The sequence below is a fragment of the Desulfosporosinus acidiphilus SJ4 genome, assembly GCF_000255115.2.
GTDB classification, from domain to species: Bacteria; Bacillota; Desulfitobacteriia; order Desulfitobacteriales; family Desulfitobacteriaceae; genus Desulfosporosinus; species Desulfosporosinus acidiphilus.
The window spans coordinates 3,284,549-3,300,323 of the sequence record NC_018068.1 but is presented as its reverse complement, the minus strand read 5'-3'; the positions used below and the strand labels follow the sequence as shown (position 1 = coordinate 3,300,323).

The 15,775-nt window shown below is 42.9% G+C and carries 14 protein-coding genes; 12 read left to right on the top strand and 2 right to left on the bottom strand.

Annotated elements, in window-relative coordinates:
* Positions 1–51 precede the first annotated feature (51 nt).
* Genes DESACI_RS15045 through DESACI_RS15030 form a run of 4 tightly spaced genes read left to right on the top strand, consistent with a single transcriptional unit; the run spans position 52 to position 2,512 of the window.
* On the top strand, positions 52–846 hold the full coding sequence (locus DESACI_RS15045) for a fumarylacetoacetate hydrolase family protein (RefSeq protein ID WP_014828053.1): 795 nt from the start codon (positions 52–54) through the stop codon (positions 844–846).
* A gap of 58 nt (positions 847–904) precedes the next feature.
* Positions 905–1,723, top strand: a complete 819-nt coding sequence (locus DESACI_RS15040) for a menaquinone biosynthetic enzyme MqnA/MqnD family protein (protein ID WP_014828052.1) — start codon at positions 905–907, stop codon at positions 1,721–1,723.
* A 3-nt stretch (positions 1,724–1,726) separates the two neighbouring features.
* Positions 1,727–2,068 (top strand): GIY-YIG nuclease family protein, encoded by a 342-nt coding sequence (locus DESACI_RS15035; RefSeq protein ID WP_014828051.1) that lies wholly within the window; start codon positions 1,727–1,729, stop codon positions 2,066–2,068.
* Between the two features lie 45 nt (positions 2,069–2,113).
* Positions 2,114–2,512, top strand: a complete 399-nt coding sequence (locus DESACI_RS15030; protein WP_014828050.1) for a methylglyoxal synthase — start codon at positions 2,114–2,116, stop codon at positions 2,510–2,512.
* Between the two features lie 279 nt (positions 2,513–2,791).
* Here the strand turns inward: DESACI_RS15030 and DESACI_RS15025 are convergent, their stop codons facing one another.
* Positions 2,792–4,180, bottom strand: a complete 1,389-nt coding sequence (locus DESACI_RS15025; protein WP_014828049.1) for a uridine kinase family protein — start codon at positions 4,178–4,180, stop codon at positions 2,792–2,794.
* Between the two features lie 223 nt (positions 4,181–4,403).
* On the opposite strand from DESACI_RS15025, the gene thrC reads away from it, so the two are divergent.
* Positions 4,404–5,888 carry a threonine synthase gene (thrC, locus tag DESACI_RS15020; RefSeq protein WP_014828048.1) on the top strand — a complete coding sequence of 495 codons (1,485 nt, stop codon included), beginning with the start codon at positions 4,404–4,406 and terminating at the stop codon, positions 5,886–5,888.
* A 385-nt stretch (positions 5,889–6,273) separates the two neighbouring features.
* On the opposite strand, the gene pheA is transcribed toward thrC, so the two are convergent.
* Positions 6,274–7,137: a prephenate dehydratase gene (pheA, locus tag DESACI_RS15015; RefSeq protein WP_014828047.1), complete on the bottom strand. Its 864-nt coding sequence runs from the start codon at positions 7,135–7,137 to the stop codon at positions 6,274–6,276.
* A 316-nt stretch (positions 7,138–7,453) separates the two neighbouring features.
* Here pheA and DESACI_RS15010 point away from each other — a divergent pair, with 316 nt between their 5' ends.
* The 7 genes from DESACI_RS15010 to pepF all read left to right on the top strand — a co-directional run bounded on the left by DESACI_RS15010 (position 7,454) and on the right by pepF (position 15,775).
* The gene (locus DESACI_RS15010; RefSeq protein ID WP_014828046.1) at positions 7,454–7,924 is read left to right on the top strand and encodes a CYTH domain-containing protein; all 471 of its coding nucleotides are present in this window, start codon (positions 7,454–7,456) and stop codon (positions 7,922–7,924) included.
* Positions 7,925–8,105: 181 nt separating this feature from the next.
* Complete coding sequence (locus DESACI_RS15005; protein WP_014828045.1) at positions 8,106–9,152, top strand: BMP family lipoprotein; 1,047 nt, start codon at positions 8,106–8,108, stop codon at positions 9,150–9,152.
* Between the two features lie 185 nt (positions 9,153–9,337).
* Entirely contained in the window at positions 9,338–10,852 is a 1,515-nt protein-coding gene (locus tag DESACI_RS15000; RefSeq protein WP_014828044.1) for an ABC transporter ATP-binding protein, read from the top strand.
* A 2-nt stretch (positions 10,853–10,854) separates the two neighbouring features.
* On the top strand, positions 10,855–11,916 hold the full coding sequence (locus tag DESACI_RS14995) for an ABC transporter permease (RefSeq protein ID WP_014828043.1): 1,062 nt from the start codon (positions 10,855–10,857) through the stop codon (positions 11,914–11,916).
* Between the two features lie 2 nt (positions 11,917–11,918).
* Entirely contained in the window at positions 11,919–12,845 is a 927-nt protein-coding gene (locus DESACI_RS14990) for an ABC transporter permease (protein ID WP_014828042.1), read from the top strand.
* A gap of 19 nt (positions 12,846–12,864) precedes the next feature.
* The gene (locus tag DESACI_RS14985; RefSeq protein WP_014828041.1) at positions 12,865–13,596 is read left to right on the top strand and encodes a GntR family transcriptional regulator; all 732 of its coding nucleotides are present in this window, start codon (positions 12,865–12,867) and stop codon (positions 13,594–13,596) included.
* A gap of 376 nt (positions 13,597–13,972) precedes the next feature.
* Positions 13,973–15,775, top strand: coding sequence for an oligoendopeptidase F (pepF, locus tag DESACI_RS14980; protein WP_014828040.1), 1,803 nt, complete (start codon positions 13,973–13,975; stop codon positions 15,773–15,775).

The following is a 15,775-nucleotide window of genomic DNA, read 5'->3' as shown; positions in this document are numbered from 1 at the left end:
TTAAAAGGATAGGATTAACCAGTCCATCAAAAACTAGAAAGGGTGAAAAAAGTGAAATTTGTTCGCTTTATGGATCAAAGCAATGAAATTAAATTTGGTGTCCTAGAGGATACAAACATTCGATTGTTCGACAGAACATTCTTGGATTCCAAGAGACAGCTTACTGATCAAGTAATAAAATTGGAAGAGGTTCGCCTACTGGCCCCTGTTGAACCTAGTAAAGTAATATGTGTAGGATTGAATTATTCTTTGCATATAAAAGAAATGAAAAGTTCTTTAAATTTAAAGGACACGGAACCTTCGAAACCCGATGACCCTATTGTTTTTTTAAAACCACAAACAAGTGTCATAGGACCCGGAGATAAAATTATTTATCCCCAAATCAGTCAGAGAGTGGATTTTGAAGCTGAACTTGCTGCAGTTATTGGAAAGACCATTAAAGGAGTAACAGAGGAGGAAGCCTCTAACGCTATTTTAGGATACACATGTGCCAATGACGTTACGGCAAGGGATTTGCAGCAAAAAGATGGCCAATGGACTCGCGGAAAGTCCTTTGATACGTTTTGTCCGCTTGGACCTTGGGTTGTCACAGATATCGACCCAAGCGATTTGGATATTCAACTTTTTCTGAATGGAGAAGTTAAACAATCCTCGAATACAAAGTATTTTATTACACCCGTGCCAAGGCTAATAAGCTTTATTTCTCAAGTTATGACCTTGAATCCCGGTGATGTCGTTCTAACTGGGACTCCAGAAGGTGTTGGTCCAATGCAGCCCGGGGATGAGGTCGTTGTTAAAATACCTGCGATAGGAGAATTAGGCAATACCATCATTGCAGAGAATTAGAAAATCAACTTAAGATTCTTGATTTTGCTGAAAGGTATAACCTTATGGGGGTAATTGAATGATCCGAATTGGACATAACCCGAATACAAACATGTTGCCGATGTTTTATTTTTTGCCTAAAGAACATCCTCTCTTAAAGTCAGTTACGGCAGAACCGACTGGGCATAATGCTATGTTAGCCCAAGGGCTGATCGATATGGCCCCGATTAGTGCATTTTCTTATGGTGAGCATTGGAAAGAGTATCTAGTACTCCCCAATCTCTCTGTTTCTACCAAAGGAAGAGTAGGCTCTATTCTTTTGTTTTCAAAAGTTCCTTTAGAAAATTTAAATGGTTTAACCGTTGCTTTAACAGATATGTCGGCAACCTCTGTTAATCTGACAAAGATATTACTCCATGGATTTTATAAGGTTTTTCCTAACTATATCACGACGCCTTCAAATCTAACGGATATGTTCGCTCAAGCAGATGCGGCGCTCTTGATAGCCGATTCCGCTATTCAAGCGGCCCAAGAACACCCGGATTGTTTAATATACGATTTGGGGGCAGAATGGTTAAAACAAACGGGACATTCTATGACTTATTCTGTATGGGCTTTTCCTAAGAAATTGCTGCTAAAGCAGGCCGATGAAATAAAGGGTGTTTATCAATTGTTGTTGGAGGCAAAATCGAAGGCCTTGAATCATATGGAGGATATCGTCAATGCCTGCCAAGGGATGCTTGGTGGAACAGGTGATTTTTGGGAGGATTATTTTACTCAGTTTCATTATGATTTAGATCCTATGCTAAGGTCAGGACTGCAAAAATATTTAGATTTGTGCTATGAACAGAATTTGCTGCCAAGCCGTCCACATATCGAAGTTTGGGCAGAGGGGTAAGGTATGGGGTATTGGGTGTATCTTGCACGTTGTGGGGATGGTACGATTTATACCGGGGCCACTACAGATCTCAAACGGAGAGCGCAAGAACATAATCGAAAAAGTTCCGGAGGGCATGGGGCAAAATATACAGCCTCTCACCTTCCCATATCGCTGGTTCAAGCCTGGGAGGTTAACTCATGGGGGGATGCCCTGCGTTTAGAATATGCTATTAAACGTTGTGAGCGGACCGAAAAGCTGCGTTTAATCCAAGACCCTTGGGAAATTTGTCGTATTGCCGAGAGACGAAAGTTAACCTTCTGTATCAGAGCAGCAACCGAGGAAATCCGTCACATAAACTCATAGATGAAGCGAGACTGAATCTTACTTAACAAGAATGAGGTGGAAGACTTGAGAATTGCCTTAATTGCCCATGATGAAAAAAAAGCAGAAATGATTGAATTTGCTAAAACACACAAAGATCTCTTGGCTCAGTGTGAATTGACCGGGACTGGCACAACCGGTAAATTGATTAAACAACACGTAGGCTTAAATGTACAAGCTCTGTTGTCAGGTCCTATCGGAGGGGATCAACAAATTGGCAGCTTAGTTGCAACGCAAAATTTAGACATGATTATTTTTATGCGGGATCCATTAACTGCTCAAGCCCATGAACCTGATATTGCGGCATTGTTAAGAGTATGTGATGTTCACAATGTTCCTCTGGCGACCAATCGGAAAAGTGCAGAAATATTAATGGCTTATGTGAAACTTTGTTTGGAAGAGCAAAACGATTCTTCCAATAGTTAAATAATAGTAAATAACTGACTTAAAAATGGATTGATAAATAAAGAAAACTCCGTCTCAGTACCAGAGCGGAGTTTTCTTTTACTATCGTTTACCATTCTCACTAAGATTCGAGGGTATCAGCCACTGACTGGGCGATAAACGAATGAGTTTATCGCCACGCCGCAACTTATTTCAAACTCCCGCAGAGCGGATTGGCTGAGTGTCTCTGGAACCAAAAAGTGCGCTGCTCTCCACTGGAGACTAGCGGGATGGCGGGAGGAGAACGATGGTTGTATATGGTTAAACGTTATAAATACTCCCGCCTAAAAATTCTCTGAGAATCGAGATGAAGGGGATGGTAGAAACATCTAAGGAGTTGAAGAAAGACAGCAAGGTTAAGAGATGAGTCGCCGTTTGATAGTAATCAGAATCTGGGGTGACCGTGAGCAGAAGTCGTTCCGCATAAGGGCGCAGCGCATTCAATTCATATAAAAGGCTGGAGTTAAACATAACATCGGCTTCTTCTTGATAAGGAAAGATATTGTGGTTCTCACCGCGGCGCACGCTCTCCCATTGAGCTAATGTCCGCTCAGGATTAATGCCGCGAAATTGATTATCTCTGACGATACGTCGTATAAGTCTGACTTCAGTCGTAGGTACTCTGGTATAGTTATCGATGTTAAGTTGAAATAAAGCGCTGACATAGATCTTAAACATTTGGTTTCGATCCAGCGAAGGAATTAAACTTGGATTAAGGCCGTGTATTCCCTCGATCACAAGGATTTCATCTGAGCTAAGGTGCATTGGTTTACCTGCCGGTGATCGCCTTCCATGGACAAAATCGAAAATTGGAGTTTCTACATTTTCACCGCGAATGAGAGCATTTATCTGAGCAGCAAGGAGAGGTAAATCTAAAGCTTTCAAAGATTCAAAATCATATTGCCCATTTTCATCGAGAGGAGTTTCTTCCCTGGATAGGAAGTAGTTATCCAGAGAAAGGGCGACAGGCCGCAGACCGCTGACTCTCAGTTGAGTTGATAAGCGCTGAGCGAAGGTGGTTTTGCCCGAAGAGGAAGGTCCCGATATGAGAATCATGCGGACATTACGCCGTTGTTCATAGATACGGTCGGCAATAGAGGATATTTTCTTTTCGTGCAAAGCTTCAGCTAAGCAAATTAGATCGTTTGATCCATGTTCAGATATAATGGCGTTAACGTCCTTTACTTTATCGAGGTGCAAATTTTCCAACCAACGCTGGCTCTCAGAGAAGGTAGAGGAAAGCTTTTCCGGTGGGACAAAAGGGGCCAGTGTTTCAGGGTGATTAGCATTGGGAAAGAGCAGAATAAAGCCTGGAGGGAAATGAATCAGCTGGAAGAACTGTAAGGAACCGGTGCGTTCGAGAGGGGGGTACAGTGTTTTAATTTCAAGGTCACCTAAGCGACATTGATATAGATGATCTTGACTTGGATTACAAGAGATGGTTTGATCTGATAATACCCAGCTTCTTAACGCTTCTTCAACTTGAATGACTTCCCTGGAGGATAACAATGAGTCTTCGAGCTCACAATAGACTCCATCGAGTATTGAGTGAGAAATTTTGAGCTGCTCATCTGGGAAGAGTTTTTTGGCGACCCCTATGAGGCCGAGAATTAAACTTTGACGATATCTGCGAATAGTGTAATCAGACATTCAAGGCACCGCCTTTCTAAAATGTTGTAGTTTTGGAGAGTATATTTAACATGATATTCTACATATTTATCCAACTTTCCTTTAAAAATAGGGGAGGATTGCCTTTTATTAACTTGCTCAGGGATTGGTCTGTTAATTTTGAAGGAATTTAGCGGGTAATAGCGAATATACTGCGAATAGAACGCAAATAAATAAAAAAATTAAAGTCAAGGAAGGAAATGAAATGTACGAAAGCACTCGGGGTAATTTATCGGGACAAAGCGCTTCTCAAGCTATTGCATTAGGTATGGTACCTAAAGGGGGACTTTTTGTTCCGTCAACGTTTCCTGTCTTGAATTGGCAAGAACTTCAGGGACTTTCCTATCGTGAAGTGGCCAAGCGTGTCATGACAGCATATTTGCCGGATTTTGCTGAGGTGACTCTCGACAAAATTGTTAATGTATATGCCGATGGAACCTTTGACGGCCAAAATCCAGCCCCGCTCGTTTCAGTGGGTGATTTTGGCGTACTCGAACTTTGGCATGGTCCCACATCAGCTTTTAAGGATATGGCTTTACAAGTATTACCTGACTTACTAAAAATTAGTCTTGAGCAAATTAGCCTTGAGGCAGAAGTATTGATCTTAGTTGCGACCTCAGGAGATACGGGTAAAGCAGCCCTGGAGGGATTTAAAAACCGGGCAGGCATGCACATTGCAGTTTTTTATCCTGAAGGCGGAGTAAGCCCGGTACAAGAGCGTCAGATGACTACCACAGAAGGATCTAATACCCATGTGATTGCCGTTAAAGGTAACTTTGACCAGTGTCAAACAGCGGTTAAACAAATGTTTTCCTCAGAATCCCTAAAAACTAAACTGTGGGAAAATAAGCTGGTTTTCTCTTCAGCTAATTCGATTAACTGGGGACGACTGCTGCCCCAAATCGTCTATTATTTTTGGGCCTATTTGCAGGCGGTTGAACAGGACAAGGTTGCCCTTGGCGGCGTGATGAATGTGGTTGTACCCACAGGGAACTTTGGGAACTTACTAGCGGCGTATTATGCTCAGCGCATGGGTTTGCCAATCGCCAAAATCATTTGTGCTTCAAATAAGAATAATGTATTAACGAATTTTTTTGCTGCCGGTGAATATCAAAGTCAGCGTGATTTTTTTCAAACCATATCTCCTTCCATGGATATTTTGATTTCCAGTAATTTTGAACGTTTCTTATATGAGATGAGTGGACGGAAGGCTGATTTAATTAAAGATTGGTATGCTCCTGAAAAGCGGGGGAGTTTTAAAGTTGATCTTCAAACGCTAAATAATTGCCGGGAAGTTGTGTTCGCGGGTTGGGCCAGTGAAGAGGAGACCTTAGAAACTATTGCTCACAGTTATAAGGCTTATCAGTATGTTTTTGATCCTCACACTGCCGTAGGCATGAAAGTTTTTGAAGATTATCGTACATCAAGTCAAGACTCAACCTTTACCGTGATCGCTTCAACTGCCAGCCCTTTTAAATTTGCCCCTAATGTTTTGATCGCTTTAGAAGGAATTAATCATAAGCAGAGAGATGAGTGGCAGGCTTTAGCGGATCTAAGTCAGTTAACAGGCTGGAAGATTCCTGAAGGATTAAAAGATTTAGATAAGAAGAAGGCCAGAAACGTTGATTCCTTCCAACCTGAGAGCATTGAAGAAGCAATTCGGAAACTGTTTATTAAAGAAAATCTTTAGAAACTGTCAAGCTTCAAATTTCAGATGATTTCCGAGACTATTTACGCCTCCATCTGTTTTGCTTCTCTAATCATTAACGAAAGGGATAGTCACTCTCTATAGTGGTAAAGTGACTATCCCTTTGGGTATTTCGCTCGCTTTTTTTTGATCCGGTTTTTAAGGCCCCCACTTCATAAGCGGGGGTGGGTCCTTCGTAAACTTCGGGTGGGGTAGAGTTCCCATATGAAGCCTAATGTTCAGCTTTAGTTGAACGAGTTCCCTCAAGTTTGGGCAATCCTTACGATGGGGATAATGAAAATTGACCCGTAATATAAATATCAATGAGCCTTTTAATATGTTTTCGCTGTGACATACTAAAAGGCTCATTGATTGGCGTTTAAGACGTTTAGAAGATTGTTTCGTCGGGAAGAGCTTTGGGGTATGAACCCAACAACTTAACGGAAATGTTTTCTACTCTCAGGGCGTGGAGAACATCTTGGATCGGAGGAGCAAAAACATAACCGTCAACATCAATAAAGAAAACATACTCGCCAAGTTTTCGCTTTGAAGGACGCGATTCAATGCGGGTAAGGTTGATATGACGTTTGGAAAATTCCCCGAGAATAGAATATAGGGAACCTGGAGTATTATTGGCGACAATTAGTAAAGAGGTTTTGTCGTTTCCTTCGGACATTTCTGCCAAACGATGACCGACAAGAACAAATCTGGTAGGTTGAAGAACCACATCCTGAATGCGTTCCGCCAGAATGTGAAGATTATAAAGGTCGGCCGCTCTGCGTGGACCAATAGCCGCCCAATTTTCCCGAATTGACGATATTCTTTGAGCGGCTTCCGCCGTACTCAAACAAGTCACTTGTTCAACCTGGGGAAGGTGTGTTTCCAGAAAGTCTCGGCATTGCCCAATTGCTTGTTCGTGAGAATAGATACGTTGGATTTGTTCCAGTGGCATGGGTTCGTGAGTTAATAAACACTGGTCAATTGGCTGGACGAATTCATAGCTGATATAGAGGTGTTCAGTCTGGCCCAGTATATCCATGGTTACGCCAACTTGTCCTTCAGCCGAATTTTCTAAAGGAATGAAGGCCCAGTCAATCTTGTTTTCATCACAAGCAAGCAGCAGACGAGGAATGGTGGGAAAGGGGATCAACTGCGGCGGGGACAGGTTAAACTCGGGATGATCAGCTAGAAAAAGATGGATTGCTTCTTCAGAAAAACTTCCTTTTGGGCCTAAATAACCCATCGTTGTCATGGTGTTGTCTCCTTCCTCTATATAAAATGATCTGTCCCGCATCTTTTAGAGACGAAACAGAATCCTGGAATATCTCATTGTCTCTTATCATAATACAGATATACAATACCAGCAAGTCACCTTCTAAAAGTATTGGTTAAAGAATGTCACTTTGCCTAAAAGATACTTGCGCAGGCGAAAAGAATTTAGTAAAATTAGAATAGAAGGTTGGGGAACCTTCTAGGGGATCAGTGGACAAGGTGAAGAAGCAGGCAGTGGAACGTACGCTGCCTGCTTCACTTTTATTTAGATTAAAGTCTGTAGAGGAGATGTTAATTTGGCTTTGGAAATCGAACGCAAATTTTTAGCAATCCAGGAAAAGTTGCCTGACCTGCAAGGAGGACAGTACATAATTCAAGGGTATTTGTCTGAAGTGCCGTCAGTTCGCTATAGAATCCTCGGTAATTCCATCAAGATAACGGTAAAAGAACAACTAAGTGACGGCACCCGTCAAGAGATTGAAACGGTTAATTATTCGGCAACTGAAGAGGAACGGGAGGCTTTGAAAAGAATATCTATGGTCCCTCCTATTGAAAAAATTAGGTATAAGATTCTCTTCGAAGGTCTCATCTGGGAAATTGATGAATATCAGAAGGAAAATCGGGGCTTAATAACTGTAGATGTTGAAGTACCGGAAATAGGTTATTCCCTAACGTTTCCGAATTGGGTTGACAGCAAGCAAGACATTACCAGCGATTCAAAATACTTTAACATAAACTTAGCTCGCAGACCATATACTACTTGGTAGATATCTATGATATTCATAATAATTGATAATAGCGATGCAAAATTAGTCCTTGACCCTTTTCTGAATACTTGCTAAACTTAGTAATGGAGCTGTTCGATGTCCAACGACTTAAAAGAGCAGAACCTTAGATTTCAAAGTCTCATTAAGGCAATTTAGTTAGTTAGATGGAGGGAAAGAAAGAATGAAAAAGTCAAGGTTCCTAAGCACTCTGGTTGTCGTACTTACACTGGCTGTTGCTCTTGTCGGATGCGCTAACACATCAGCGCCAAAATCCACGAACTCTGCCTCAGCGAAAAAGGATTTTAAAGTCGGGTTAGTCACAGATGTCGGAGGGCTTAACGACCACAGTTTTAACTTCTTGGCCAACAAAGGGTTAGAGAAAGCAGCATCTGATCTGGGTATTACCAAAGGTGTTGTGGAATCGAAGCAGATGACGGACTATGAGACTAATTTAACGCGCTTTGCTCAGGATAAATACAATTTGGTCATTGCCGTTGGATTCTTAATGCAAGATGCTGTGGAAAAGGTCTCCAAAGAGTACCCTAATACCAAATTTATGATCATTGATTCTGAGGTTACAGATCGCCCCAATGTTGCCTCTGCTATGTTTAAAACAGAACAATGCGGCTATTTGGTAGGGGTCATGGCAGGCTTAATGGAGAAAACACCTGGGATTCCCAATGCCCTTGGCAAAAATACGGTTGGAGTCGTTGGTGGTATGAAAATTCCTCCGGTTGACGATTATATTGCCGGATTCATTCAAGGTGCTAAAAGTGTGAATTCTGATATTAAGGTAAATTTGAACTATACGAACAAGTTTGATGATCCCGCCTTAGGTAAACAAACGGCACTTTCGCAAATTGCCAATGGCGCTGATATTGTTTTCCCGGTCGCTGGCGGAACCGGTACGGGGGTTATTGATGCTGCCAAACAAAAGAATGTTTATGCTATCGGTGTTGATGCCGATCAGAATTACATGGCTCCTGAGACAGTTATGACAAGTGCTCTCAAAGGTATGGATACTGCTACTTACGATATCATTAAGGATACAATGGATGGTAAATTCAAGAGCGGCGATGTGTACTTTGATTTAAGCAATAATGGCGTTGGTTTTGCTACGCCTATTAAAGCTGTGCCTAAAGATGTTGTCGATAAGGTAAACGATGTTGCCCAACAAATCAAAGACGGAAAAATTAAGGTATCTAACAAAATGCCCGCAGGTTTCTAATTGGATTTGATTGCTAAGGGTTTTGACAAGTGGATTGCTTCATAGCCAATATGAGGCAATCCCTTTCTATAATTGTCCTAAAAGTATCAGTATTGCTTGGGTCTGACGGTTTGCCTATTATTAAGGCTGGTGCCTGCGCCTGACGGCTTGTCACTAGCCAAGTTTTCTTTATTATGGAGGGGACTATGCGTACTTGTTTAGAAGTTAGAGACATCACAAAATCATTTCCGGGAGTGATCGCTAATGATCACGTTAATTTTAGTGTGAGCGATGGAGAAATCCATGCAATTTTAGGTGAGAACGGCGCTGGAAAATCAACGCTCATGAAAATCATCTATGGACTTTACAAACCGGATTCGGGGAGCATAAAGCTTTATGATCAAGAACTCAACTTCACAAGTCCTCGCCAAGCAATCCAAGCAGGCATCGGAATGGTTCATCAGCATTTCATGCTAATTCCTGCTTTAACAGTGGCTGAGAATATAGTCCTTGGCGGAGAACCTGGTAACATTCGCTATCGACGCCGTGAAAATATTGAGATGGTTCGTGACCTCGCAAAACAATATCATATGGATATCGATCCCAGTGCTAAGGTTGGGGACCTCACAGTGGGTCTTCAGCAGCGAGTAGAAATTTTAAAAGTTTTTTATCGCAAGGCTAAGCTTCTTATTTTGGATGAACCGACAGCTATGCTCACACCTCAAGAAGTTGAAGAATTAATCTTAGTCATGGAACGACTTCGCTCGCAGGGGATTCCCATTATTTTTATCAGCCATAAGCTTGATGAAGTTAAGCGCATTTCCGATCGGGTAACTGTCATGAGGGCAGGTAAAACCGTCAATACTGTTGAGACAAAATCTGCTTCCGCTCAAGATCTTGCTAACATGATGGTTGGACGGGAAGTCGTACTCCACGTCTCTAAACCGCCCCAAGAGCCAGGCGAACCTATTCTGAAGGTTGAGGACGTTGTTGTTTCAGCCGACCGGAGTGATAAAGTAAAAGGCGTTAGTTTTCAAGTTCATCGCGGAGAAATCTTTGGTTTAGCTGGAATCGATGGAAACGGCCAATCTGAGCTCATCGAAGCAATTACCGGCCTAATGCCCTGTAAAGAGGGCAAAATCGAATTTCTGGGAAAAGATATCACCCATTCAACAGTTCGCCAGCGGACAAAGGAAGGGATTGCTTATATCCCTCAAGATCGTCATTTAGATGGATTGGTGTTGGATTTCGAACTGACGGAGAATTTTGTACTCCGAGACTTCTCAGCGGAACCCTATTCACATCTGGGTCAATTAAATAAAAAGTCAATCGAAGAATACTCCACCCGTTTGTCAGAAGCCTTTGACGTTCGGCCTCGAAGAATTCACGCTTTGGCCAGAAATCTTTCCGGCGGAAATCAGCAAAAAGTCATCCTTGCCCGTGAAGTCTCTCGGAATCCTGAACTGCTGATTGCCGCACAGCCGACTCGCGGCCTTGATGTTGGGGCTATCCAATTTATTCATAATAAACTTTTGGAGCTGCGTGCTCAGGGAAAAGGTGTTCTTTTAGTTTCTTTGGAATTAGATGAGATTATGGCCTTGTCCGATCGTATTGGAGTGATCCATGACGGAAAGTTAATGGCAATTGTTCCTGGGGGAGAAGCAACTCGCGAACAACTGGGCTTATTGATGACAGGTGTAGACATGGAGAAGGAGGGGTGAAAATGCAGAAAACACTAAAAGGCTTGATTACCCCTTTGTTGGCGATAGTAATTGCTCTACTAATCGGTGCGGGGGTCATGTTAATCACAGGAGACAATCCGATCACTGCTTACGGAGCTCTATTTTCCGGAGCATTTGGTTCTACTGCAAATTTCTCTAATACCTTGGCTAGCGCGATTCCTCTTATCCTTTCAGGTCTTGGAGTGGCAATTGCCTTTAAGTCCGGGTTGTTTAACATTGGGGCGGAAGGACAATATTGGATCGGCAGCATGGTGGCTGTCTGGATTGGTTACTCACTGAAAGGACTTCCTTCCATATTGCATATTACCATTGCCATTGTCTTGGCCATGTTAGCTGCAGGTTTATGGGGAGGGATTATCCCTGGATTGGCTAAGGCATTTGTCGGAGCTCACGAAGTCATTACAACCATGATGATGAGTTATATTGCAATTTTTTTAAGTCACTATATGCTGGAAAATGGTCCGATGATGCAGCCCGGATATACCCCACAATCTCCGGTTATATTACCCTCGGCAACGATTGGTCTGATTGTTCAGCGCACTCAATTGTCCTGGGGGCTTTTAATCGCCTTGGTTGCTTGTATCATAGTCTATTGGATGCTCTACAAAACAACGTTGGGCTATCGCTTGAGATCCGTAGGCTTAAATCCCCGGGCGGCAAAATATGCCGGAATTAATGTTCCCTTACACCTTATCTTAGCTTTATTTATCAGTGGTATGCTTGCAGGTCTGGCAGGAGCTGTACAGATGCTGGGTGTTCAGCATCGGCTCTATGACAGTTTCTCGTCAGGATATGGCTTTACTGCTATTGTCGTTGCTCTGCTTGCCAATAATAATCCTTTTGGGGTTATTCTTGCTTCGATATTCTTTGCCGCTTTGTCTTCAGGGGGACAATCTATGCAATTGGTTTCCGGAGTCCCGGCTAATTTAACCGATGTTATATCGGGAATCATCATATTTTTAGTGGCCTCAAAGGATATCGTTCAAATGGTTCAAAAACGCTGGCGTAAGGATCAGACCCTTGCGTCAGGTAAGGAGGTTTAGCTATGTTGTGGGCGGCATTATTAAGACCTGACCTTTGGGCGGCAACGTTAGCCATGGCTACTCCAATTGCTCTGCCTGCACTGGGGGGGACTTATTCGGAACGCAGTGGGGTTGTAAACATTGCTATGGAAGGCATTATGCTTATCGGAGCATTTTTCGGAGTCCTTTTCGCTTATTATTCAAACAGTGCTTGGGTCGGACTTCTGGGAGCATTGATTATGGGTGCTTTGATATCAGTCTTATTCGCCTATGTTACAGTGAACCTTAGTGCCGACCAGGTTATAGTTGGTATGGGGATTAATATTTTCGCTGCAGGCTTAACGGCATTTTTGTTAAATACGATTTTTGGCTATGGCGGGACTCCTCGTACGACGCCGGCTCTGCCCAATATCACATTACCTGGAATAAGTAACATTCCTCTGGTCGGCCCAATCCTCGGTTCTCAAAATGTTGTTGTTTATTTAATGTTGATTCTAGTCGTTGCTTCCCATTATTTTCTTTTTCATACAAACTTGGGACTGCGTCTCAGAGCAGTTGGCGAAAACCCTCAGGCTGCGGATACTGCCGGATTGAATGTACGAAAGTTGAGATATTTGGGAGTCATTATTGGAGGTATGCTTTCAAGCTTGGGAGGCGTTTACTTATCACTGGGCCTCTTGAATAGTTTTGAGGTTAATATGAGCGGCGGCAGAGGTTATATCGCTCTTGCAGCCATGATTTTTGGCAAATGGACTCCCTTGGGGTCTTTAGGAGCTGCTTTATTATTTGGCTTCGCTATGGCCTTAAGCATGGTCTTGCAGGGGGGAGGCATCTCTTCAAATATTATTCAAATGCTGCCCTACGCACTGACCATTCTCGCTTTAACCGGATTAGTTGGGAAGAGTACTGCGCCTGCCGCAGATGGAATTCCGTATGATCCGAACAAATAAATAGGAGGGGTTATCGTAGATGGGACGTATTCAGCAGAGTGGAAAATCCCTCTCCGATCTTGTTCGCTTGGAGCTTTTGGATGAAATTCGACGAGGGAAGTATCTGGTAAACAGCAGACTTCCTAATGAAGAACAATTAGCCAAAGAAATGGGTGTCAGCCGAAATACGCTTCGTGAAGCCTTGCGAGTGCTGGAGGCCAGTGGTGTCGTTGAAAAAAAACAAGGACTAGGGACATTTATTCTGGGAGAACCTTCACCCAAAGCTAAACCGGGTTTAGAAGTTCTGTTTCGAGTAACGGATGCTATTTTGGAAATGGGCTCTACTCCGGGTACTAGTGAAGCAGCCTTTGAAATGTCCACTGCAGATGCCCGGGTTGCTGAAAAGTTAGGGATTGAGGTGGGGACTTCAGTTTACCATTTGCGCAGAGTACGTACTGCAGATGGTATTCCGGTGGTCTATTGTATCGACACGTTTCCCGCGGTGATCGGAGAACTTGAAGTTGAAAAAATGAGATCTTCCGTGTTTGCCTATCTTGAAGAGGTAAAAGGTGTTCGCATTTCTTATGCGTCAACGGACCTTCGCCCTATTGTGGCCGGTAAAGAACTAGCCGATAAATTGTCCGTTTCCGCTGCGAGCCCCTTGCTTCTTCTGGATGAAGTTCATTTTGACAAATTAGATCAGCCAATCTTTTATTCGCGGCTATTCTTCCGCTCAGATTATTTTGTATTTCATCTTTTACGATCTCATTAATCGAGAGTGAATTCGTTCAGCAAAAGATGAACATCAGGGCTTCGGTGACGAAAGTGTCCTGTGGACAGTTTCGCCGAAAGCGCCTAGCCAATAACAAATACTATCGCGCTTAAGGATGGACTTAACACTCACTGAAGATACCGAGGAGTAAGAATAAAAGGCAAGTTGCTCAAGAAATCGGGATTCCAACGAATTTAAGCATAAACTAAGGGTGTAACCAACGATTTGTTTGGTTACACCCTTTTGATACTATCTGGAATGCGAAGACAGTATCTTGAGTGCCGGCCAAGTTTTCTTCAAAGAAAGCTATAGAAAATGGTAATTTTTGATGGGCGTGTATATAATAAGTGTGACGAACAACAAGGAGGGTATATTTGTGGAACAAAATCGACTAAAGTCCAGAGAAGAAGTTCCGGAGGCCATGAAATGGAGACTGGAAGATATTTTCGCCAGCAATGACCTTTGGGAACAGGAGTATATTCATATTGAGAAGCTCTTGGATGAAGGGGAAAAATTTGAAGGTCACCTAGGAGACTCCTCAAGTGTCTTGGTGTCCTGTTTAAAATGGATGGATGACCTTAGTTTACGACTTGAAGAGGTTTACTCTTACGCGCGAATGAGAAGGGATGAGGACAATCGTCAGGGGAACTATCAGGCAATGACGGATCGTGCCGGAGCCCTTGCTGTTAAAGTCAGCAGGGCAACAGCCTTTGTTGTCCCTGAATTATTGGCAATGCCTGAAGGGAAGCTCAACGAATTTCGTGCCGAGTCTGAAACGTTGAAAGTTTATCATCATGCCCTCGAAGAGATCCTGCGTAAGAAAGAGCATATTCTTAGCTCCAATGAAGAGAAATTATTAGCCGGAGTTGGTGAACTTGCTGAAGCTCCGAGCGCTATTTTCACCATGGCAAATAATGCGGATCTTAAATTTCCTTCAATTGAAGATGAATCTGGGCAAATGGTTGAATTGACCAAGGGGAATTTCATTCACTATATGGAGAGTTACAAACGTGAAGTACGCAAGGAGGCTTTTGAGACTCTCTACAAAACCTATGGCAAACAGCGAAATACCTGGGCTGCAACCTTAAATTCCAGCATCAAATCGGATGTTTTTTTTGCCAAAGCTCGAAACTATCCTTCCGCCATAAAGGCTTCCTTAGATGATGATCGGGTTCCTCTGAAAGTCTACGATTCCTTAATTGAAACGGTCCACGAATTTCTTCCCGAAATGCACCGCTATGTTCGCCTGCGTAAAAAGGCCTTGAATCTTTCGGAGATACATATGTACGATATCTATGTACCTATGGTCCCTGAGACGACCATGAAGATATCCTATGAAGAGGCTAAATCAATGGTACTAGAGGGTTTGAACCCTTTGGGAGCTGATTATCTCAAGATTTTGAAAGAGGGATTTGAAAACAAATGGGTTGATGTCTGCGAAAATGAAGGCAAGACAAGCGGAGCTTACTCCTGGGGTACCTATCAGTCGCATCCTTTTGTGCTGCTGAATCATCAGGATACCCTCGACTCTATGTTTACGTTAGCTCACGAAATGGGTCATTCTTTGCACACGTACTTATCAAATCATGCCCAACCTCATCTTTACGCCGGTTATAAAATTTTCGTTGCCGAAGTGGCCTCAACTTTGAACGAAGCTCTTGTCATGGAGCATCTGTTGGCAAAAACGAAAGACGCTAATCTTCTTGCCTACTTAGTGAACCATTATCTTGAACAATTCAGGGGAACCATCTTCAGGCAAACTATGTTCGCTGAATTCGAAAAGAAAACTCATGCCATCGTCGAAGAAGGAGGAGCACTGACTGCCGATCAGTTCTCAGAAATTTACCGCGACTTAAATGCGACTTACTATGGAAATGATATGATATTAGACCCCGAAATTGCTCTTGAATGGTCGCGCATTCCCCATTTCTATAATGCTTTTTATGTCTATAAATATGCCACAGGTTTTTCTGCAGCTATAGCCTTTGCCCGGGCGATTTTGAAGGAGGGCCAGCCGGCTGTGGCACGTTATCTCAAGTTTTTAAGCAGCGGCAGCTCAGACTATCCTATTGAATTGCTGCGTAAAGCCGGAGTAGATATGGAGACACCCCAGCCTGTTCGGGAGGCACTGCAAGTTTTTACAGAACTTATTGATCGCTTAGAAAATCTCCTTAACTAA